We start from the raw sequence: 20,267 nt of genomic DNA, 5'->3' as shown, positions 1-20,267 counted from the left end.
AGAATGGACCGATTGAAAGATTTCTTCGGCAGCTTCTTGCTGACCGAACTGTTCAAGGGGATGGCGCTGACCGGCAAATACATGTTTGCCAAGAAGATCACCGTCCAGTTCCCTGAAGAGAAAACCCCGATCTCGCCGCGTTTCCGCGGCCTGCACGCCCTGCGCCGTTATCCGAACGGCGAAGAGCGCTGCATCGCCTGCAAGCTGTGCGAAGCAGTTTGCCCGGCGATGGCGATCACCATCGAGTCGGAGCAGCGTGACGACGGCAGCCGCCGTACCACCCGCTACGACATCGACCTGACCAAGTGCATCTTCTGCGGCTTCTGCGAAGAATCCTGCCCGGTGGACTCGATTGTCGAGACGCACGTACTGGAATACCACGGCGAAAAACGCGGTGACCTGTACTACACCAAAGAGATGCTGCTGGCCGTAGGCGACCGCTACGAAGCGGAAATCGCGGCTAACCGCGCGGCCGATGCCAAGTACCGCTGATCGCCGAGGCTAATAAAAATGAACTTCACTTCTATTTTGTTCTACGTGTTCGCTGCCATCCTGGTGCTGGCATCGCTGCGCGTTATTACTGCACGCAATCCGGTGCATGCGGCGCTGTACCTGGTGCTGGCCTTCTTCCAGGCGGCCGGCATCTGGATGCTGCTGAAAGCCGAATTCCTGTCCATCGTGCTGGTGCTGGTGTACGTCGGCGCCGTCATGGTCCTGTTCCTGTTCGTCGTGATGATGATCGACATCGACCTCGACAAGCTGCGCGCGGGCTTCTGGAATTACCTGCCGGTTGCTTCCATCATCGGCGGTGTGATCGTGCTGGAAATGGCTGCCGTGATCTGGCGCTCGTTCCCGTCCACCGGCACCGCGGTGCCTGAGGCGGCCAACAGCATCGGCCAGACCAAGGCGCTGGGCCTGAAGATCTACACCGAGTACGTCTACGCATTTGAAATCGCAGCCGTGGTCCTGCTGGTGGCTATCGTTGCCGCCGTGGCCCTGACCCTGCGCAAGCGCAAAGACACCAAGGCTATCGACCCGGGCGTTGCCGTCCGCGTCAAGCGCAATGACCGCCTGAAGATCGTGAAGATGGACGCCACCGTCCACGCTCCGGTCGCAGCAGCGGAAACGAAGGAGGCACCATGACTTTATCCCTGGCTCATTACCTGGTCCTTGGCGCGATCCTGTTCGCGATCTCGATCGTCGGTATTTTCCTGAACCGCAAGAACGTCATCGTCCTGCTGATGGCCATCGAACTGATGCTTCTGGCAGTGAACATGAACTTCATCGCGTTCTCGCACTACCTGGGCGACGCGGCCGGGCAGATCTTCGTCTTCTTCATCCTGACCGTGGCGGCTGCCGAATCGGCAATCGGCCTCGCGATCCTGGTGGTGATGTTCCGTAACCTGGACACCATCAACGTGGAAGACCTGGACAGCCTCAAAGGCTAAGTTAAAACCTCGAAAAATAGATAAGGTAAATCATGACGGGGCAACTTAACCCAACCCTCCTTCTGGCCGTTCCGCTGGCGCCGCTGGCAGGTTCCGCAATCGCGGGCCTGCTGGGCACCAAGTTCTTCGGCAATGTCGTCGGCCGTAAGGTGTCGCATACCGCGACCATCCTGGGCGTGCTGATCGCTTTCCTGATCTCGTTCCAGACCCTGCTGCAGGTGATGGATGGCGCCACCTTCAACGGTGACGTGTACCGCTGGATGACCGTGGGCAGCGTCAAGCTGGCCGTCGGCTTCCAGATCGACGCGCTGACCGCGATGATGATGAACGTGGTGACCTTCGTGTCGCTGATGGTTCACATCTACACCATCGGCTACATGGCTGAAGACGAAGGCTACAACCGCTTCTTCTCCTACATCTCGCTGTTCACCTTCTCCATGCTGATGCTGGTGATGTCGAACAACTTCCTGCAGCTGTTCTTCGGCTGGGAAGCTGTGGGCCTGGTGTCCTACCTGCTGATCGGTTTCTGGTACACCCGTCCGACCGCCATCTTCGCCAACATGAAGGCCTTCCTGGTCAACCGCGTGGGCGACTTCGGCTTCATCCTGGGCATCGGCATCATCCTGGCCTACACCGGTTCCATGGACTACCAGGAAGTGTTTGCCAAGAAGGACGTGCTGGTCAACGGCACCCTGCCGGGCTTCGGCTGGGCGCTGATCTCGGTGGCCTGCATCTGCCTGTTCATCGGCGCCATGGGCAAGTCGGCGCAGTTCCCGCTGCACGTCTGGCTGCCTGACTCGATGGAAGGCCCGACCCCGATCTCCGCACTGATTCACGCGGCAACCATGGTTACCGCCGGTATCTTCATGGTGACCCGCATGTCGCCGCTGTTCGAAATGTCGGACGCAGCGCTGTCGTTCATCCTGGTGATCGGCTCGATTACCGCGCTGTTCATGGGCTTCATGGGCATCATCCAGAACGACATCAAGCGCGTGGTGGCTTACTCGACCCTGTCGCAGCTGGGCTACATGACCGTGGCGCTGGGCGCCTCCGCTTACTCGGTGGCCGTGTTCCACCTGATGACCCACGCCTTCTTCAAGGCGCTGCTGTTCCTGGGCGCCGGCGCTGTCATCATGGCGATGCACCACGACCAGGACATCCGCAATATGGGCGGCCTGAAGAAGTACCTGAAGATCATCTGGATTACCTCGCTGCTGGGCTCCCTGGCGCTGATCGGTACCCCGTTCTTCTCCGGCTTCTACTCGAAGGACATGATCATCGAAGCCGTGCACGCAACCCACCTGCCGGGCGCTGGCTTTGCCAACTTTGCCGTGCTGGCGGGCGTGTTCGTGACCGCGTTCTACTCCTTCCGCATGTACTTCGTCGTGTTCCACGGCCCTGAGAACTTCGGCAAGGAACACCACCACGCGCACGATTCGCACCACGCTGACGAAAGCGAAGAAGACGACCACGGCCACCACGGCCTGGCTCCGGGCGAGAAGCCGCATTCGCCGGGCCTGGTAGTGACCCTGCCGCTGATCCTGCTGGCTATCCCGTCGGTCATCATCGGCGCGATCGCGATCGAACCTATGCTGTTTGGCAGCTTCTTCAAGGACGTGATCTTCGTCGGTGAAAACCACCACGCGATGCACGAACTGGCGGAAGAATTCCATGGCCCGGTTGCCATGGCAATCCACTCCCTGACCACGCTGCCCCTGTGGCTGGCGATTGCGGGCGTGGCTTCGGCTTACTACTGCTACATGGTCAATCCGAAGGTTCCTGCCTGGTTCTATGAGAAGTTCAAGTTCCTGCACACCCTGCTGGACAACAAGTACTACATGGACAAGTTCAACGAGGCTGTCTTTGCCCGCGGCGCGCGCCTGCTGGGCGAAGGCCTGTGGGCTGCTGGCGACCGCGCCATCATCGATGGTCTGATGGTGAACGGTTCGGCGAAAGTGGTGGGCTGGTTCTCCAGTGTCACCAAAGTGTTCCAGACCGGCTACATCTATCACTACGCCTTCGTGATGATCATCGGTATCCTGGGCTTCCTGGTGTACTTCCTGCCGTTTTGGCACGCTTAACAGCTGACGCAAAAGAGATAACAAATGCAGTCAACGATTAATACTCTACCTCCTTACCTCAGCCTGTCGATCTGGGTACCGATCGTCTTCGGCCTGATCGTACTGGCCATCGGCCGCGATACGCGGGCCGGCATGGTGCGCGTGCTGTCGCTGGTGGGCGCCCTGGTATCCCTGGTGCCGACCATCCCGCTGATGACGCAGTTCGACAAGGCGGCCCACGGCATGCAGTTCGTCGAGAAGGCCGCCTGGATCGAGCGCTTCAACATCTTCTACTCGCTGGGCATTGACGGCCTGTCGATGTGGTTCATTCCGCTGACCGCCTTCATCACCGTGATCGTGGTGATCTCGGCATGGGAAGTGATCACCGAACGCGTGGCGCAGTACATGGGCGCGTTCCTGATCCTGTCGGGCCTGATGATCGGCGTGTTCGCCGCCATGGACGGCCTGCTGTTCTACTTCTTCTTCGAAGCGACCCTGATCCCGATGTACATCATCATCGGCGTGTGGGGTGGTGCCAACCGCATCTACGCAGCGTTCAAGTTCTTCCTGTACACCTTCTTCGGTTCGCTGCTGACGCTGGTTGCCATCATCTACCTGTACAACAAGTCCGGTAGCTTCGATATCCTGGCCTGGCACAAGCTGCCGCTGACCATGGGCGAGCAGGTTGCGATCTTCTTCGCCTTCTTCATGGCCTTCGCCGTGAAGGTGCCGATGTTCCCGGTCCACACCTGGCTGCCGGACGTGCACGTGGAAGCGCCGACCGGCGGTTCCGCCGTGCTGGCCGCGATCATGCTGAAGCTGGGTGCTTACGGCTTCCTGCGTTTCTCGCTGCCGATCGTGCCTGACGCTTCGCACAAGCTGGCGCCAATGGTGATCGTGCTGTCCCTGATCGCCGTGATCTACATCGGCCTGGTGGCTTTGGTGCAGAAGGACATGAAGAAACTGGTGGCGTATTCGTCCATCGCGCACATGGGCTTCGTGACCCTGGGCTTCTTCATGTTCAACGAGATGGCAGTGCAGGGCGGTATCGTGCAGATGGTGTCGCACGGCTTCATCTCCGGCGCGATGTTCCTGTGCATCGGCGTGCTGTATGACCGCATGCACTCGCGCCAGATCGCCGACTACGGTGGCGTCGTGAACAAGATGCCCAAGTTCGCAGCACTGTTCATCCTGTTCTCCATGGCTAACTGCGGCCTGCCAGCCACCTCCGGCTTCGTGGGCGAGTTCATGGTGATCCTGGGCGCCGTGCAGTTCAACTTCGTGACCGGCATCCTGGCGGCTACCGCCCTGATCTTCGGCGCCGCTTACTCCCTGTGGATGGCCAAGCGCGTGATCTTCGGCGCCATCACCAACAAGCACGTGGAAGAGCTGACCGACGTTAACAACCGCGAGTTCCTGATGCTGGGCATCCTGGCGATCGCTGTGCTGGTGATGGGCCTGTACCCAGCGCCATTCACCGACGTGATGCAGGTTTCCGTGGCCGACCTGCTGGCGCATGCGGCTCAAAGCAAGCTGCCAGCCGTGGCCCCTTGATTGCAAATAGGACCAAGTTTTCATGAATACCACTAACCTGATCCCGCTCCACGCAGAAGTCTTTCTGCTGATCGCCGCTTCGGCGATCCTGCTGATCGACATGTTCCTGGCAGAGGGCAAACGTGCGATCACTTACATGCTGACGCTGGCGACCCTGGTGGGCGCGGCCTTCTTCAGCTTTGCCGACTACACATCCGGCAGCACGGTGTACGCGTTCTCGAACATGTTCATCAGCGATCCGATGGGCAACCTGCTGAAACTGTTCTCCTACCTGACCATGGCGATGACGCTGGTGTATGCACGCCAGTATTCCACCGACCGCGGCATGTTGGGCGGTAACCTGGGCGGCGAGTTCTACGTCCTGGCGCTGTTCTCCCTGCTGGGCCAGATGGTGATGATCTCGGCCAACAACTTCCTGACCATCTACCTGGGCCTGGAACTGATGTCCCTGTCGCTGTACGCCCTGGTGGCCCTGCGCCGCGACGACGCCCGCGCTACCGAAGCTGCGATGAAGTACTTCATCCTGGGCGCGCTGGCTTCCGGCTTCCTGCTGTATGGCATGTCGATGCTGTACGGCGCGACCGGCTCGCTGGATATCTCCCGCGTGGCTGACAAGATCGGCTCCGGCACCGTCAACCCGACCATTCTGACCTTCGGCCTGGTGTTCGTGGTGGCTGGCCTGGCGTTCAAACTGGGCGCCGTGCCGTTCCATATGTGGGTACCGGACGTCTACCAAGGTGCTCCAACCGGCGTGACCCTGCTGCTGGGCGGCGCTCCGAAGCTGGCGACCTTCGCCATCTGCGTGCGCCTGCTGGTGGAAGGCATGCGCCCTGCGGCTGGCGACTGGCAGCAGATGCTGATGATCCTGGCCGTGCTGTCGCTGGCGATCGGTAACCTGACCGCGATCGCACAGACCAACCTGAAACGCATGCTGGCTTACTCCACCATCGCGCAAATGGGCTTCGTGCTGCTGGGCCTGATGGCCGGCGTTGTGGGCCACGAGACGGCCAATGGCGCCGCCGCCTACTCGTCCGCCATGTACTACGCGATCACCTACGTGCTGACCACCGTCGGCTCGTTTGGCCTGATCATGGTGCTGGCGCGCCAGGGCTTTGAAGCCGAAGAAATCAACGACTTCAAAGGCCTGTCCAAGCGCAGCCCGGGCTACGCAGTGCTGATGTCCGTGCTGATGTTCTCGCTGGCCGGCGTGCCGCCGATGATGGGCTTTGCCGCCAAGTTTGCGGTGCTGCAATCGGTGCTGGCGACAGGCGCTGTGTGGCTGACCGTGTTTGCAGTGATGTTCTCGCTGGTGGGCGCGTTCTACTACATCCGCATCGTGAAAGTGATGTGGTTCGACGAGCCGGCTGACACCACTCCTCTGTCCGTCACCACCGACAAGGGTGTCGTGCTGGCACTGAACGGCCTGGCCGTCGTGGTGCTGGGCATGATCCCAGGCCCTCTGCTGAACGCCTGCATGGCGGCGATGCAGAAGACCCTGGCTTCCTGATAGATGGACGTCAATGCTTCATCCTGGCTGGTCATCCTGCTTGCAGTGGTGGCCGCCAACCTGCCTTTCCTGAACGAGAAGGTATTTGCCCTGGTTCCGCTGAAAGCCGCACGCAAGCCATTCCTGGTGCGGCTGGCGGAACTGGCAGTGCTGTATGTTGTCGTTGGCGGCATCGGCATTGCGCTCGAATCCCGCATCGGCACCGCGTTTCCGCAGAACTGGGAGTTCTACTGGGTCGCGGCTTTCGCCTTCCTGGTGTTTGCATTTCCTGGCTTCGTGGTACGCTACCTGCGTAAACACCACTAATAGAACCGGTAAACCTGGGTCTCAAAGCCTGTGATTGGGTTGTGCGCCTTTGATCTTCTCAATAAGTCAAAAGCCTGGAACCAACCCCATGGTCTGGAGACCGTTGAGGGTCGGACCCTGCGGGTCTGACCCAGGTTTACCGGTTTAAAAAGCAAACCATGGACAAACACCTAAAAGAAACCAAGATTGACGGCAGCATCGCCTACGACGGCGGCTTCCTCAAAGTCCACCGCGACACGGTCAGCCTGCCCGACGGCAAGCACACCAAGCGCGAATACATCCGCCATCCCGGCGCGGTAGTCATCATCCCCGTGCTCGACAACGGCAAGGTCCTGCTGGAGCGCCAATACCGCTACCCCAACGACCGCGTCTTCATCGAACTCCCCGCCGGCAAGATCGACCCTGGCGAAGACCCTCTGGCCTGCGCCATGCGTGAGCTGGAAGAGGAAACCGGCTACACCGCCGCCGACTGGCAATTCGTGAGCACCATCCACAACGCCATCGCCTACTCGGACGAGCACCTGGACATCTACCTGGCGCGCGGCCTGACCGCCGGCGAAGTCAAGCTGGACGACGGTGAATTCATCGAAACCATCACCGCCAGCGTGGATGAAATGCTGGACTGGGTCCGCAGCGGCAAGATCACCGACGTCAAGACCGTGATCGGCGCCTTCTGGCTCGACAAGCTGCGCGCCGGCGCCTGGAAACTGGACTGAGGCCATGAACGGCATGCGCTGCCTGCTACTGGTTGGAGCCCTCGCGGCAAACCAGGCGCAGGCAGCGCCGGTGCAGCGCACGCCGTTCCAGATCCGCTGCGAAGATACGATCAGCAAGACAGTCTCGGTGCTGTCGGCGCGCCAGAACGGCTACACCGTCAACACACAGCTGTCGTACAAGCAGCTCTCGGCCATGCGCACCGAAAAAATGCCGGCCACCGGCTATGTGTTGGGCCTGACCCGCACCGAGTCGCGCGTGCAGATCGCCCTCGATGGTCCGATGCTCACCGACCCGGCCAGCGGCTACGAGTGCGTGGCGCCGCGGATCAAGGTGCAGTTGACGTACGCGCCAGTGCGCATTTATGTTGGCAATGAATTCCCGCCGGGGACTTGCGGTTACGCGGAGATCCTGACGCACGAACTGCGCCACATGAACGCCTACATGGACCACCTGGTCAAGGTCGAGGAAATCGTGCGGTCCGCATTGGCGCGGCGCTTCGAGGCCAAGCCGCTCTATGCCCCGGCCGGCACCGCGCGCTCGGCCCTGGCCCACGAGATCGACAGCGGCTGGCTGCCGTACATCAAGGCCGAAATGGCCAAGGTAGAGGTGCAGCAGGCGCTGATCGATTCGCCGGCAGAATACGCCCGCCTGAGCAAGGCGTGCAACGGCGAGATACAAACCATTTTAAGGAAGTCACGTAGCAGAAAATGAAGCGATACTTCGCATTGATTCCCGCCGCCGGCGTTGGCGCGCGCATGGCGGCCGCCAGCCCCAAACAGTACTTGCCCATCAACGGCGTGCCGATGCTGCAGCACACGCTTGAAGCGTTTCGCCGCAGCGAACTGATTGCGCATACCTATGTGGTGGTGAGCGCGGGCGACGGCTATATCGATTCCATCACGCCCGAACTTGGCGTGACGGTCCTGCGCTGCGGCGGCGCTACGCGCATGGATTCGATCCTGAACGGCTTGCGCGCCATTCGCGCCAACGTGGGCGATGACGACATGGTGCTGGTGCACGACGCTGCACGTCCCGGCCTGACGCCGGCCCTGATCGCAAAGCTGATTGCCGCTGTCGGCGACCACGAGGGCGGGGGGCTGCTTGCCCTGCCGGTGGTGGACACGGTAAAGTCCACGCGAACGGGCACTTTGCAGACCACGCCGCGCGACGGCCTGTGGCTGGCGCAGACACCGCAGATGTTCTCGTACTCGCTGCTGCTGCGCGCCCTGGCGCTGGCGCCGGACCCGAACGCCATCACCGATGACGCCAGTGCCGTCGAGATGCTAGGCTTCTCGCCGAAACTGGTGGAAGGCCACCCCCGCAATTTGAAGGTCACGCTGCCGACCGATATCGCGATCGCAGAAATGTATTTAGGACAGGATTCAAAATGACGCAACTCCCATTCCGCATCGGCCAGGGCTATGACTCGCACCGCCTGGTTGAAGGCCGCAAGCTGATTCTTGGCGGGGTCGATATCCCGCACGAACGCGGCCTGCTTGGGCACTCGGACGCAGACGCGCTGCTGCATGCGATCACCGACGCCATCCTCGGTGCGGCGGCACTGGGCGATATCGGCAAGCACTTCCCGGATACGGCCGAAGAATTCCGCGGCGCCGATTCGCGCGTGCTGCTGCGCGAGGCCGCCAAGCGCGTGCGCGCAACAGGCTACGATATCGGCAATGTGGACTGCACCATCATCGCCCAGCGCCCGAAGATGGCGCCGCACATTGCAACCATGGCGGCCAATATTGCCGCTGACCTCGGCGTGCCGGACGGCCATGTGAACGTGAAGGCCAAGACCAACGAGAAGCTCGGCTATCTTGGCCGAGAAGAAGGTATCAATGCCGAAGCTGTAGCGCTGCTGGTACTGCGCCAGGGGGCGTAAGGCCATGACGTCACGCCAGCCGCCGCGCGAACCAGCGCCCGGCGCAGCGCTTGCTGCGTCGCGCCTGCCGCCGCTCGAAGCTTCGCGCAACGTGCCGGACGGGGAGGCGGCGCAAGCCGCCAAAGCCGAAGCACGCGAGCGCCGCGACGCTGCGGTGCGCGGCGTGTCTTCGATGCAGGAGATGCGTGAAGCCATCCGCGCGGCAGCCCGCGCTTTGCCGGCCATCGATGCCGTACCGCGCGTACGCCCGATGAGCGCAACGGCGTTCCGCACACGGGCGCGTGAAGGGCTGCCATTCCTGATTCCCGGCGCAGTTGCACGCTGGCCGATCTGCGCGCTCGATCCGGAAGTGCTGCGAGAGCGCTTTGGTGATGTACACGTGCGCGCACGCGTGGGCGACTACATCGGCACTGCCTTCGCGCCCGACCGCGCGATGCAGGACATGACCATGCGCGAGTATCTCGATCTCGCCGATGCGACTGAAGGCTTGCCGCCATACCTCGGCAACCTCGAACTGCGCGAGTTGAATAGCCTGTGCCACTGGCCGGCGTATTTCGAAAAGATGGGGCCGCCGCGCTTCTGGATCGGCCCCGCCGGAACTGTCACGCCGCTGCACAGCGACTTTGACGACAACATTTTCGCGCAGGTCTGGGGCAGCAAGCGGATTTTCCTCGCGCCGCCGCACCACGACGAGTTCCTTTACACCCGCGAGGCCAATCCGGTCTTGTTCGGCAGCCCGTTCGATCCCGAAGCGCCAGATTTCGAACGCTACCCGCTGGCGCGCCAGGCCACGATGATCGAAGTGATCGTCCAGCCTGGCGATATGCTCTTCGTTCCGGCCGGCTGGTACCACCAGGTGCGCGCACTGACTTTCTCGCTGTCGTCAAACCGCTGGGCGCGCGGCAAACCTTTTGCCTTGGCTTGAAAGACAGGTATGTGGCCGTTTCCAAAGTGAACAAAATTGCGGGCACTTGTCACGCCAGAATGGGGCGCGCAGCCGACGAAATTGCCACCTGAGCTAGATCGATACTTTCCTGTCCTAAATGGCGACTACTCGGAGCGTTGGGACATTGGAATCAATCTTCTCGATCGTGTTCATGCTGAAAAATGCACGTGCGCCATCGCATCGCATCCAGTTGTCCGTGTACTCAACGGAATTGTTCTGGATGATCCGAATACGAGTGACCATCATATCTATTTGAATCATCCCGCTTTGAAGGGAAGTGTTCTTTTCTTGTCGCATGATGGCGATTCGAGAGTCGTGTTTGCATCGCTTGCGGAGTTCATGGATTTCGTCGGGAAGGCAAAACGGGAAGGCCTATGGTTCAGTGATCTCCATCCCTCAAGATCCACTATTGTTGAGGATCAAGTTGCTCTGAGCCAACTGATTACCGATCTGCTCGACAATAGCGATCCCGAGATCGAGGCCGCTGTGCTCGCGATTATTCCCTCCATGGATCTACGAGACGAAAGGTTATTGAGCCGGCTCGCTTCTGATTCGAATTTCTTTTACGGAGAAGCCGTGGCGAGGGAAATTGAAAAGAGACCGGCCCCTTACTTGATGCGGTTAGCGGAGCGTTGCGCTCAACACGAACATATTCAGGTCCGCCAGGCCTGGAATAGGGCTGTAGCGGCAATTAGGGAGTTGAAGGTCGAATCTTAAGGCGGCGTTGGACTGCCATGGACCGGACTTGTCCGGTTCGGCCCAGGCATGTCTTGCCTGATGCTCACCTGCCACTCTTTGCACCTTGTGAGCGGTTGTGGTACTGAAGGATGATGCGCCGTCCTTCTTCAATTTCTTCTTGTGTTGGCGTGCGTCCATTGAAAAGCAGCCTGCCTCGTTCGAAATCGTGCGATTGCATCTCGGAACATTCCTCAGTCGGGACAATGTCATCGTCTTTCATCGCGTCAATTGCGTCCCAATCCGTCTCGCTCACGCAGGATGATGTGATATTGAAGGGCTTCTGGCCTGGTGGCTTTTCGAAAGGAAATGACACTGAGGGTCTCGCTTTCATAGCAGTAGGTCAACTTGGCAATTCGCCCTTCCACGAATCCGACTATTCGCTTTAGTTCGTCCCAGAAGATTGACATGGTCAGTCCAGGCCTTTGAAAAAGGAGGTCAAGCAGCCGGGCGGTAAGTTGATGCTCAAGCGCTTCGACGGCACATGTGTTGAGGTGGATCAGGTAAGATCGCGGGATGACTAGGGATACTTTTGATTACCGCGATGTAGCGGTGGAATCGGTCGAGGAATACGGCCAGGTGGTGCTGCGGCCGGTGAATGGGCAGGCGTTCAGCCCGGAGATGCGGGTTCAGTGTTCGCGGCAGTTGCGCGATACGGCCGTTTATCCGCTGGGTACCTGTTTCCTTGTGCTGGCGAAGATGACCGACCGTCTCGGGGGGGAGCCTTACCTGTACGTCTTCCATGGCGACCCGGTCAAGGTGCTGACGCCTGCGCAGCTCGAGACTTTCCTCAATGACCGCCGCCGCTTGCGGATCTAGGAGAATATTGATGAAGCTTGTTTTTGTTGCGTTGCTGGCGGTGCCGGCATTGGCGATCGCACAAGCGGCCGACCCTCAGCCTGACGAACTATTGCAAATCGCATTCCCGAAGTGGGTCGACGAGGAGGGCGGGCGTTTGCAGTCGATCCCGACCAGCGCCGCTACGCGCGGCTGGAATGCGAAACAAGGCAGGAAGCGCAACGTCATCGTGCTGCCGCGCCAGGTGGTGCGCGTCTCCCCGGGTCGCATCGTGCTGCTGGCGACCATGATGCCGGCAGGCGATGGCGGCGAGCCGCAAGTTGCACACGGCACGCCGGCCGGCCTTGCAGCCTATACCTTCAAGCCCGGCAAGGACGGTTGGAAGATCGCCAGGCGCCAGGAGCCGTTCGCCCTGCAGGGCTTTGAAGGACGGGTGCAGTTGGCGACGGCTCCATTGTCTGCAAAGTCGCAGGCGTTGCAAGCTACCTGGGGAAGCTGCTGGCAAGGGCATTGCGTGGATGTCATCGCGCTGTATGCAATCGGCGCCGACGGCGTGAAAGCACAGCCGCTCCTGCTGCAAAAGATCAAGGGCAGCAACGTCTACTCACGCCCCGATTGCGTCGACCGCCTGGGCGGCATCGTGCAAGGCTTGCATCCTGCCGATCCAGCCTACGCCGACGAGAAGGTGCCGCCGGGCCAATGCTATGACATCGAAGGCCGCTGGGAGCTTGCCGGTGCAAGCGCGCTGACGCTGCGTTTCACTGGCGCGGTGAGCAAGGCAGGCAAGGATGGCAATGCTCCTGCGCAGCGCGTCGACCAGGCGATGAAGTTCGAACTCCGCGGCGGGCGCTATGTGCCCGTCTCCGGCAGCAATCCCGTTCCGGACGCTTAAATCAAAGGAGACAAACGTTGATCAAGATTCGCGAAATTGACCACATCGTACTGCGCGTTGTCGACGCCGACCGCATGATCCGCTTCTACACCGAAGTGCTGGGCTGCACCATCGAGCGCCGCCAGGACGAGATCGGCCTGATCCAGCTGCGCGCTGGCAGCTCGCTGGTGGACCTGGTGCCGGTTGATAAAAAGCTGGGCAGGATGGGCGGTGCTGCGCCGGGCAAGGAAGGGCGCAATGTCGACCATTTCTGCTTCCGCGTCGAGCCGTTTGACGAGGCGGCGATCCGCGCCCACCTGAGCGCGCACGACGTGGCGAATGGCCCGTCCGAATCACGCTATGGTGCGGAAGGCGAAGGGCCGTCGATCTATGTCAACGACCCCGAAGGCAACACCGTCGAACTGCGCGGTGCGCCTTACGCGAGCTGATTACTCGTCGTCGTCCTCGTCGTCCTTCTTGAGCTTCGAGGACTTGCGCGCTTCATCGGCGGCAGCTTTCAGCTTGGCCGCATCGCTCATGAATTCATCCACGCTGTGGTCTTTGCTCTGGCGGACTTCGGGCGGCAGGATCACCGACATGTAGAGCTCATCGCGCAGCCGTCCGGCGCCCTCGTAATTCCGCATCAGGATCAGGCCAGAGCCCAGGGCGAGGAACACGGCGCAGGATGAGATGAAGGCGCGCGGCTTGTGCGGCTTCACGGTGCGCAAGTGGTTGTAGATCATCGCCACCAGGATCAGCATCACCACATGGTTGCCGTAGCGCGTGAACATTTCCGCCGACCAGGCATACGCCAGCACGCTGCTCAAAGCCTTCCACGCGCCGATTGCTACCAGTCCGCTGCCAAGGATGAACAGATGGCGTCCAAGGCGTGCATGACCGCCGAAAATGCGATTGGCCAGGGCCCAGACGCCACTCCACACCATGCCGGCGCCGATGCCGGTGACAATCACCAGCAGGTAACGGATGGCCTGGAAGGCGCCCGTATCGGACAGCGCTTCGGTCACGCCGACGAACAGGGCAATCAGCGCCATGCCTGCCAGCGCGGGCACGCCGCCTTCCCAGGCATGCATGGTGGTATCGGTGACTTCGGCTTCAACCGGGAATGCCGCGTCGCGTACGCGCAGGCGGGTGTGGCCGAGGCGCACCACGGTGGTGCCGTTGATCGGGACCGAAGCCTGGCGCTTGCCGTGCACCACGATGCCGTTCTGGCTGCCCAGGTCGCGCATCACGAGCGCACCGTCTTCCGCCAGCTCTACTACGGCGTGGGTAGGCGCGGTATGCGCGTCGTCCAGGATGAAGTCGTTGTTGTATCCGCGGCCGATGGTGATCGGCAGCTTGTCGACGCGGTGGCGATGCAGCACGTCGCCGTTGCGCGCCAGGGTCTCGATGAAGAACGGGCCGTTCATTTCCTGCCCCCGCGCGCCAGCGATTCGAGGAAGGCACGCGAGGCACGCAGGCCGTTTTCATAGGACACGCCGCGCGCATCAAGGCGGCTTTGCAGGTTCATCTTGCCTTCGTCGGTGCTGGAGGTCAGCAGGGCGAAGTCGTACAGGCCGTCGAACTTGCGGTAGGCGCGCACGCACATCACGGCGCGCATCGGCAGGTTGCTGTTCTTGACGAATTGTTCGGTGCACATCGGGCCGGTCAGGCGCTTGTCCTTGTGGCTGCCGAAGCTCTCGTTCTTGAAAGAGTTGCTGGACAGGACAGCGAAGCGCACTTCATCCAGTCCCGTGCTCTTCATGTATTGATGCTGGATCTGCACCTGGCCGGTCTGCAGCGAGCCGGAGACGAACAGCGACGACTCCATCTGGCAATTGGTGACTTCCACCTGGAAGGAATCGCGGTCGTTGGACCGCCCCCAGCAGCGCATCTGTTCCGATTCGCGCACCGGCACCGAGTACGGTCCCATGGCCTTGGCGGACAGCGGTTTTTCCAGCAACTGGTCGATCATGGCCTTCTGGTGCACCAGAAGCTGCTGCGCGACGATGGCGGTGAAGTCCTTCGGCGGCTTGGCCTCCGGATCGACTTTCTTCAGCAGCTCTTGCGCGTAGCGGGCAGGGACCAGGAAGGACACCAGTTCGCCATCGAGGCGCTTGGAGACGTTGATGCCGGCCACCGCGCCATCCACGGTCACGCTCGGGCCGCCGCTCATGCCGGCGTTGATCGGGCCCGTGAACATCAGCTGCTCGTAGAAGCTGCGCGCGATCACGCCGTTGAACGAACCTTCGGAGATGGCAAAGCCCAGGTCGAGCGGATTGCCCAGCGAGTACAGGTACTGGCCTTGCGTCAGGGTGACCGGCTTGTCGCCCAGCTTGAAGTAGCCGGTGCCGTAGCGGTTGACGCGCACCACGGCCAGGTCGTGCAGCACATCGACTGCCAGCAATTCGATATTGCCGCGCTGGCCGGCGGTATCGACCCATTCGCCGGTGTAGGTATCCGGATCAAGTGCGAACTGCGAGACGACGTGGTAGTTCGTCAGCACCAGGTTGGAGGTGCCGACCAGGAAGCCGGAGCCGACCGAGGATTGGGTGCGGCCGGTTTTCAGCAGCGAGCGTACCTGCAGCAGGTCGGCCTTGGCGGCGGAATAGAGTTTTTGCGCGGTGCTCGATGGTGTCGGCAGGGCGACTGCATCGGGGGCTTGGGCCGGAGCCTGCTGGGCGTTGGCTGCTGCGCAGCCCCAGGTCAAAGTCAGTAGTAATGCAAGTTTAGTGAATTTCATCTAATCCTTAGACCTGGGAGTGAGGCGGGGATTACAGTTCGCCGTCTTCGGCGGCTGGCGGGGTGACTGGGGTCATCATGTGCCCCAGCTTGAGCGCCTTGGTATTCAGGTAGTGCTGGTTGAAGGCATTGCGGTTGACCAGCAGCGGCACCCGTTCGGCGACTTCGACGCCAAGGCTGCCCATGGCCGCGATCTTGCGCGGGTTGTTGGTCATCAGCTTCAGGCTCTTCACCCCAAACTGCTTGAGCATCGGTTCAACCAGGGCGTAGTTGCGCTGGTCTGGCTTGAAGCCTAGTTGTTCGTTGGCTTGCACGGTGTCCGCACCTTGCTCTTGCAGGCGGTAGGCGCGCATCTTGTTGATCAAGCCAATGCCGCGGCCTTCCTGGCGCAGGTAGAGCAGCACGCCGCGGCCTTCCTCGGCGATGCGTTTCAGGGCGCCTTCGAGTTGGGCGCCGCAGTCGCAGCGCTGGGAGAACAGCACGTCGCCGGTCAGGCATTCGGAATGGACGCGCGCCAGCACAGGCTCGCCATTGCCGATATCGCCCAGCACCATGGCCAGGTGCTCCTTGCCGGTCGCGTGTTCGACGAAGGCATGCAGCGTGAACTGGGCCCACGGCGTCGGCAAGGCGCACGAGGTGACGTAGTCCAGGTCTTCTTTTACCGGTTGTTCTGCTACGGGCTGCATGATGCTCTTTCAATCTTTGTGTTGTGTAACCCTGCAATCATAACAAAAACCCGGATATTAGGGGTCAGCCCCAAGCCGGATGGCCGTCCCGTCTGACCCCCAACGGTCTCGAACCAGAACCGTTGGCCGCGCCGCAGACTGGGTCTGACCCTGCGGGTCAGACCCAGGTTTACCGGTTTAAGGCAGGTCAAACAGCAGAACTTCGACATTATCGCCACCTGACAGCGTCACCGACTCCTCGCCGGTAATCTTGGCAGCATCGCCACCTTTCAGCTCGGTGCCGTTGACGGTCAGCGTGCCGCGGATCACGTGGACATAAGCCTGCCGCCCCGCGCCCAGCGCATGCACGGCCCCTGCGCCGCCATTCAGGATGGAGGCGTAGATCAACGCGTCCTGGTGCACCAGCACCGACCCCTCACGCCCATCCGGCGATGCGATCAGTCGCAAGGCGCCGGTTTTGCTCTCCGGCGTAAAGTGCTTTTCCTCGTAGCCAGGCTCGATGCCGCCCTGCGAAGGCTGGATCCAGATCTGCAGGAAATGCACGCCTTCCTTGTTCGAGTGGTTGTACTCGGAGTGCCGCACGCCGGTGCCAGCCGTCATGCGCTGCACGTCGCCGTAGTGCAGGACCGAGCCATTGCCCATGCTGTCCTTGTGTTCCAGCGCACCGCTCAGCACATAGGAGATGATCTCCATGTCGCGGTGGCCATGGGTGCCAAAACCCTGGCCCGGCGACACCTTGTCCTCGTTGATCACCAGCAGGGGGCCGAAACCGACATGGTTCGGGTCATAGTAGTGGCCGAAAGAGAAGCTGTGTTTCGAATCCAGCCAGCCAAAATTGCCAACACCGCGGTCTTCAGATTTACGTACTTGCAACATGATTAGCTCCTTGTGCGATAATTTCGATCAGATGTTTCACAGTATAAGTGCGGGCAATCGTGTTAAAAAGCGAATAATTTGCCTGTCTATGATCGAAAAAATCGAATGCTCAGACTCAGCCTGGAAGCCCTGCAAATCGTGGACGCCATCGACCGTGGCGGTTCCTTTGCCGCCGCCGCGCGGGAGTTGTACCGCGTCCCTTCGACCATTTCCTATACAGTCGGCAAGCTGGAAGAGGAGCTTGGGGTGCAAGTGTTCGAGCGCTTCGGCCCGCGCGTTGAACTGACAGCTGCCGGGCACGAACTGCTGAAGGAGGGACGCTACCTGCTCAAGGCGGCGGGCGACCTGGAGCAGCGCGTGCGGCGCGTTGCCTCCGGCTGGGAAACGGAGCTCGCAGTCGGCCTTGACTCCATGTTCGGCGCCGCCGTGCTGGCACAGGACGTGCGCGCTTTCTATGAGGTCACCCAGCAAACCCGCCTGCGCCTGGTGCAGGAAACGCTCGGCGGCAGCTGGGAGGCCTTGCTGGACCGGCGCGTGGATCTCGTGGTCGGCGCGCCGGGCGACGGCCCGGCCGGCGGGGGTTATGTGTCGCAGCCCATCGGACAGTTGAAATGGGTGTTCGCGGTCGCGCCGCAGCATGCGCTGGCGCAGTTGCCCGGCCGCCTGGGGCGCAACGCGTTGCAGCTGCACCGTGCGATTGCCACGGCCGATTCCGCACGGCTGCTGGCGCCGCGCACGGTCGGCCTGGTGCTGGGGCAGGACACGCTGACGGTGCCGACCATGCAGGCCAAATTCGACTACCAGTGCGCTGGGCTGGGCTTCGGCTTCCTGCCCGAACGCTGCGCGCGCGAGGCGATTGCTGCCGGCCTGCTGGTGGAAAAGGAGGTGGAAGAGCCCAAGCCCGATGAAACTTTCTACCTCGCGTGGCGCAGCGGCGAGTCCGGCGCAGCCCTGCGCTGGTGGCGGCAACGCATGGCCGAACCGGGCTTGTTCGATCGCCTATGCTCGCACCTGCCGAAAGTTGCGCTTGGTCAATAAGCGTGTTGCACGCGCCATCGTCACCATGGCCAAGCAATTGCGGCGGGAATCGTGGCCGAGGGCGTGGAAACCATCGAACAGATGAGCTTCCTGCGCGACCTGGGCTGCGACCAGCTCCAGGGTTACCTGTTCAGCCAGCCGGTCGGCGCGGCAGGCCTCGAACGCATGCTGCGCGAAGGCAAGCGCTTGGCGGTCACCGGGCGCCAGGCGACGCTGGCTCCATGAAATCACCCATTACTGGACCTTTCTTAGGGCCATGTTGCGGTGCAAACTGTCCCTGCCAACATCGAAAGGGATTGCCATGCTGGACTTCTATTACGTCGCGACACCCCAAGGTCAGCAATTGCTGATGTTCCTGGAAGAGACCGGATTGCCATTTCGCCGCATTCCCCACGCCAGGTCGCTGGCGATTGTCGACCACTGGCCGATGGATGCCGGCGAACCGTTGCCGCTGCAGGAGTCGGGCGCCATGCTGCTTTACCTGGCCGAAAAAGCCGGTTTCGGCATGCCGGCCGGAATGCGCGCACGGGCAGCGACGAGGCAGTGGCTGTTCTGGCAGAAGTCATTCGAATGCCGCAGCAATGAAACGGGTGGGCTGTACAGTGCGCTCGACAAGGAACTGGGAGGGCAGGCTTACCTGTGCGGGGAGCAATACTCCGTGGCTGACATCGCCTGCTTCCCCTGGGTGAGCGCGCGCGGTGCACGGCTGGCCGCTTATCCCAAGCTGGCGCGCTGGTTCCATGCCGTCAGCCAGCGGCCGGCAACGCAGCGCGCCTACGGCGCTCCGGACAGCGTGGCGCCGCCGGCCGAAAGCGAAGCGCTGGCGGGAGTATTGCCATGAAGCGGACCGATGCGGGCAGCATGTTGTCGGTGGCGGCGATCTGGGGCGCCTCCTATCTGTTCATCCGCGTCGGCGCGCCGGAGTTTGGCGCGGCGGCAATGGGCGGGGTGCGCGCTGTCGCAGCGGCAGGACTGTTGTTGCCGCTGCTGTTGTGGCGTGGCCAGCTCGGCGCACTGCGCAAGCATTGGCGCGGCATCGGCTTTGTTGGCGTGACCAATGCGGCCCTGCCTTTCCTGTTGTTCAATTTCGCCGCGCTGACGATTCCGGCAGGCCTGTCCTCCATCCTGAGCGCGACCACGCCCTTGTTCGCGGCCCTGATCGGCGCCATCTGGCTCGGCGAACGCTTGACCCTCACGCGCATGGCCGGCTTGTCGCTGGGCTTTGGCGGCGTGGTGCTGCTGGTGGCGGGCAAGCTGCACTTCCTGCCGCAACACGACATGCTGCGCACGGTGCTGGCCTCGCTGGCCTGCCTGGCGGCGACGCTGCTGTATGGGATTTCGGGCAATTTCAGCAAGCGCTACCTGGCCGAAGCGCCGCCGCTGGCGGTGGCGACGGGCAGCCAGATGGTGGCTGCCGTGCTCTTGATTGGCCCGGCGCTGGCGCTGTGGCCTGCCGAGCCGCCTTCGGCCAAGGCCTGGGGCGCGGTGCTGGCGCTGGCTGCACTGTGCACGACGTTCGCATACGTGCTGTTCTTTGGATTAATTGCGCGGCTGGGCGCGAGCAAGGCGATGAGTGCGCTGTTCCTGATCCCGGCCTTTGGCGTGCTGTGGGGCTGCCTGTTCCTGGGGGAGACGTTCTCGTTGCAGATGGGATTGAGCTGCCTGGTGATCCTCGCGGGTTGCGCGCTGACCACCGGGCTTGTTGAACCGTCGCGCTGGACGGTTCCGTTCCTGACTAGGCGCGCTTAGCGCTTGTCATCGTTTTTGTGGCTTTGGCGGCCGGCTTCGGCGTGCTGCTCAGGGGTGCCGCCACGGGTGCCGCCACCGCTGCCGCCGCTGCCGCTCTGGCGGCTGCCCGATTCGGACGAGCCGGACTGGCGGTTGCCGTCATTCTTGTGGCTCATGCTGCCGGCCTTGCGCGCTTCTTCCGAGGTGAACTCGTGCGCATTGCCGGAGGCGTGGGCTGCCTTGCCGCCTTCGCTGGCGATTTCACGCTGCTTTTCGGGGTCCATCGATGCGAAGCCACGGTTGCTGGTATCGCCCGACTGTTTGTTCCCGCCGCGGTTGTCTTGATTACTGGATGCCATGATCATCTCCCAAT

Annotated in this window: 25 protein-coding genes; 20 read left to right on the top strand and 5 right to left on the bottom strand. The window is 61.7% G+C overall.

The window, feature by feature from the left end; genetic code table 11:
• The first annotated feature begins 3 nt into the window (after positions 1 to 3).
• From nuoI to ACN9MW_RS22175, 16 genes are all read left to right on the top strand, one after another.
• Positions 4 to 492: an NADH-quinone oxidoreductase subunit NuoI gene (nuoI, locus tag ACN9MW_RS22250; protein ID WP_028104271.1), complete on the top strand. Its 489-nt coding sequence runs from the start codon at positions 4 to 6 to the stop codon at positions 490 to 492.
• An 18-nt stretch (positions 493 to 510) separates the two neighbouring features.
• The gene (locus ACN9MW_RS22245) at positions 511 to 1,143 is read left to right on the top strand and encodes an NADH-quinone oxidoreductase subunit J (protein ID WP_426162758.1); all 633 of its coding nucleotides are present in this window, start codon (positions 511 to 513) and stop codon (positions 1,141 to 1,143) included.
• Positions 1,140 to 1,448, top strand: coding sequence for an NADH-quinone oxidoreductase subunit NuoK (nuoK, locus tag ACN9MW_RS22240; RefSeq protein WP_028104269.1), 309 nt, complete (start codon positions 1,140 to 1,142; stop codon positions 1,446 to 1,448). The genes ACN9MW_RS22245 and nuoK overlap by 4 nt, the downstream gene beginning before the upstream one ends.
• A 32-nt stretch (positions 1,449 to 1,480) precedes the next feature.
• A complete protein-coding gene (gene nuoL / locus ACN9MW_RS22235) occupies positions 1,481 to 3,529 on the top strand; it encodes an NADH-quinone oxidoreductase subunit L (RefSeq protein ID WP_426162756.1) in 2,049 nt (682 codons plus the stop codon).
• 24 nt (positions 3,530 to 3,553) lie between these two features.
• Complete coding sequence (locus tag ACN9MW_RS22230; protein ID WP_426162754.1) at positions 3,554 to 5,062, top strand: NADH-quinone oxidoreductase subunit M; 1,509 nt, start codon at positions 3,554 to 3,556, stop codon at positions 5,060 to 5,062.
• Between the two features lie 22 nt (positions 5,063 to 5,084).
• The gene (gene nuoN / locus ACN9MW_RS22225) at positions 5,085 to 6,569 is read left to right on the top strand and encodes an NADH-quinone oxidoreductase subunit NuoN (RefSeq protein WP_426162751.1); all 1,485 of its coding nucleotides are present in this window, start codon (positions 5,085 to 5,087) and stop codon (positions 6,567 to 6,569) included.
• A gap of 3 nt (positions 6,570 to 6,572) precedes the next feature.
• Positions 6,573 to 6,875: a DUF2818 family protein gene (locus ACN9MW_RS22220; protein ID WP_426162748.1), complete on the top strand. Its 303-nt coding sequence runs from the start codon at positions 6,573 to 6,575 to the stop codon at positions 6,873 to 6,875.
• A gap of 158 nt (positions 6,876 to 7,033) precedes the next feature.
• On the top strand, positions 7,034 to 7,591 hold the full coding sequence (locus ACN9MW_RS22215) for an NUDIX domain-containing protein (protein ID WP_426162746.1): 558 nt from the start codon (positions 7,034 to 7,036) through the stop codon (positions 7,589 to 7,591).
• Positions 7,592 to 7,595: 4 nt separating this feature from the next.
• Positions 7,596 to 8,303 (top strand): hypothetical protein, encoded by a 708-nt coding sequence (locus tag ACN9MW_RS22210; protein ID WP_426162744.1) that lies wholly within the window; start codon positions 7,596 to 7,598, stop codon positions 8,301 to 8,303.
• Positions 8,300 to 8,983: a 2-C-methyl-D-erythritol 4-phosphate cytidylyltransferase gene (ispD, locus tag ACN9MW_RS22205; protein ID WP_426162742.1), complete on the top strand. Its 684-nt coding sequence runs from the start codon at positions 8,300 to 8,302 to the stop codon at positions 8,981 to 8,983. The genes ACN9MW_RS22210 and ispD overlap by 4 nt, the downstream gene beginning before the upstream one ends.
• Positions 8,980 to 9,477, top strand: a complete 498-nt coding sequence (ispF, locus tag ACN9MW_RS22200) for a 2-C-methyl-D-erythritol 2,4-cyclodiphosphate synthase (RefSeq protein ID WP_426162740.1) — start codon at positions 8,980 to 8,982, stop codon at positions 9,475 to 9,477. Before ispD ends, ispF begins: the two co-directional genes overlap by 4 nt.
• Positions 9,478 to 9,481: 4 nt before the next feature.
• The gene (locus tag ACN9MW_RS22195) at positions 9,482 to 10,402 is read left to right on the top strand and encodes a cupin-like domain-containing protein (protein WP_426162738.1); all 921 of its coding nucleotides are present in this window, start codon (positions 9,482 to 9,484) and stop codon (positions 10,400 to 10,402) included.
• A gap of 36 nt (positions 10,403 to 10,438) precedes the next feature.
• On the top strand, positions 10,439 to 11,140 hold the full coding sequence (locus ACN9MW_RS22190; RefSeq protein ID WP_426162736.1) for a hypothetical protein: 702 nt from the start codon (positions 10,439 to 10,441) through the stop codon (positions 11,138 to 11,140).
• Positions 11,141 to 11,674: 534 nt separating this feature from the next.
• Positions 11,675 to 11,977 carry a hypothetical protein gene (locus ACN9MW_RS22185; protein WP_426162734.1) on the top strand — a complete coding sequence of 101 codons (303 nt, stop codon included), beginning with the start codon at positions 11,675 to 11,677 and terminating at the stop codon, positions 11,975 to 11,977.
• A gap of 10 nt (positions 11,978 to 11,987) precedes the next feature.
• Positions 11,988 to 12,848, top strand: coding sequence for a hypothetical protein (locus tag ACN9MW_RS22180; RefSeq protein ID WP_426162732.1), 861 nt, complete (start codon positions 11,988 to 11,990; stop codon positions 12,846 to 12,848).
• 17 nt (positions 12,849 to 12,865) lie between these two features.
• Positions 12,866 to 13,276 (top strand): VOC family protein, encoded by a 411-nt coding sequence (locus tag ACN9MW_RS22175; protein WP_426162730.1) that lies wholly within the window; start codon positions 12,866 to 12,868, stop codon positions 13,274 to 13,276.
• On the opposite strand, the gene ACN9MW_RS22170 is transcribed toward ACN9MW_RS22175, so the two are convergent.
• The 4 genes from ACN9MW_RS22170 to ACN9MW_RS22155 all read right to left on the bottom strand — a co-directional run bounded on the left by ACN9MW_RS22170 (position 13,277) and on the right by ACN9MW_RS22155 (position 17,128).
• On the bottom strand, positions 13,277 to 14,254 hold the full coding sequence (locus ACN9MW_RS22170; RefSeq protein WP_426162728.1) for an FHA domain-containing protein: 978 nt from the start codon (positions 14,252 to 14,254) through the stop codon (positions 13,277 to 13,279).
• Entirely contained in the window at positions 14,251 to 15,567 is a 1,317-nt protein-coding gene (locus ACN9MW_RS22165) for a S1 family peptidase (protein WP_426162725.1), read from the bottom strand. Before ACN9MW_RS22165 ends, ACN9MW_RS22170 begins: the two co-directional genes overlap by 4 nt.
• A 31-nt stretch (positions 15,568 to 15,598) precedes the next feature.
• Positions 15,599 to 16,252 carry a GTP cyclohydrolase II gene (gene ribA / locus ACN9MW_RS22160; RefSeq protein WP_426162722.1) on the bottom strand — a complete coding sequence of 218 codons (654 nt, stop codon included), beginning with the start codon at positions 16,250 to 16,252 and terminating at the stop codon, positions 15,599 to 15,601.
• Positions 16,253 to 16,429: 177 nt separating this feature from the next.
• Positions 16,430 to 17,128 carry a pirin family protein gene (locus ACN9MW_RS22155; protein WP_426162720.1) on the bottom strand — a complete coding sequence of 233 codons (699 nt, stop codon included), beginning with the start codon at positions 17,126 to 17,128 and terminating at the stop codon, positions 16,430 to 16,432.
• Between the two features lie 105 nt (positions 17,129 to 17,233).
• On the opposite strand from ACN9MW_RS22155, the gene ACN9MW_RS22150 reads away from it, so the two are divergent.
• The 4 genes from ACN9MW_RS22150 (at position 17,234) to ACN9MW_RS22135 (ending at position 19,915) form a co-directional block, all read left to right on the top strand.
• The gene (locus ACN9MW_RS22150) at positions 17,234 to 18,166 is read left to right on the top strand and encodes a LysR substrate-binding domain-containing protein (protein ID WP_426162718.1); all 933 of its coding nucleotides are present in this window, start codon (positions 17,234 to 17,236) and stop codon (positions 18,164 to 18,166) included.
• Between the two features lie 51 nt (positions 18,167 to 18,217).
• On the top strand, positions 18,218 to 18,391 hold the full coding sequence (locus ACN9MW_RS22145) for an EAL domain-containing protein (RefSeq protein ID WP_426162715.1): 174 nt from the start codon (positions 18,218 to 18,220) through the stop codon (positions 18,389 to 18,391).
• Between the two features lie 76 nt (positions 18,392 to 18,467).
• Entirely contained in the window at positions 18,468 to 19,007 is a 540-nt protein-coding gene (locus tag ACN9MW_RS22140) for a glutathione binding-like protein (protein WP_426162713.1), read from the top strand.
• Positions 19,004 to 19,915, top strand: coding sequence for a DMT family transporter (locus tag ACN9MW_RS22135; protein WP_426162711.1), 912 nt, complete (start codon positions 19,004 to 19,006; stop codon positions 19,913 to 19,915). Before ACN9MW_RS22140 ends, ACN9MW_RS22135 begins: the two co-directional genes overlap by 4 nt.
• On the opposite strand, the gene ACN9MW_RS22130 is transcribed toward ACN9MW_RS22135, so the two are convergent.
• A complete protein-coding gene (locus ACN9MW_RS22130; protein ID WP_426162709.1) occupies positions 19,912 to 20,253 on the bottom strand; it encodes a KGG domain-containing protein in 342 nt (113 codons plus the stop codon). The two genes, ACN9MW_RS22135 and ACN9MW_RS22130, sit on opposite strands and share 4 nt — an antisense overlap.
• Between the last annotated feature and the right edge of the window lie 14 nt (positions 20,254 to 20,267).

Origin of the sequence: Pseudoduganella sp. R-34, from assembly GCF_049904655.1 — a bacterium.
Taxonomy (GTDB): Bacteria; Pseudomonadota; Gammaproteobacteria; order Burkholderiales; family Burkholderiaceae_D; genus Rugamonas.
Note: the sequence above shows the minus strand (reverse complement) of the source record. Positions and strands in the feature narration are given on the sequence as shown.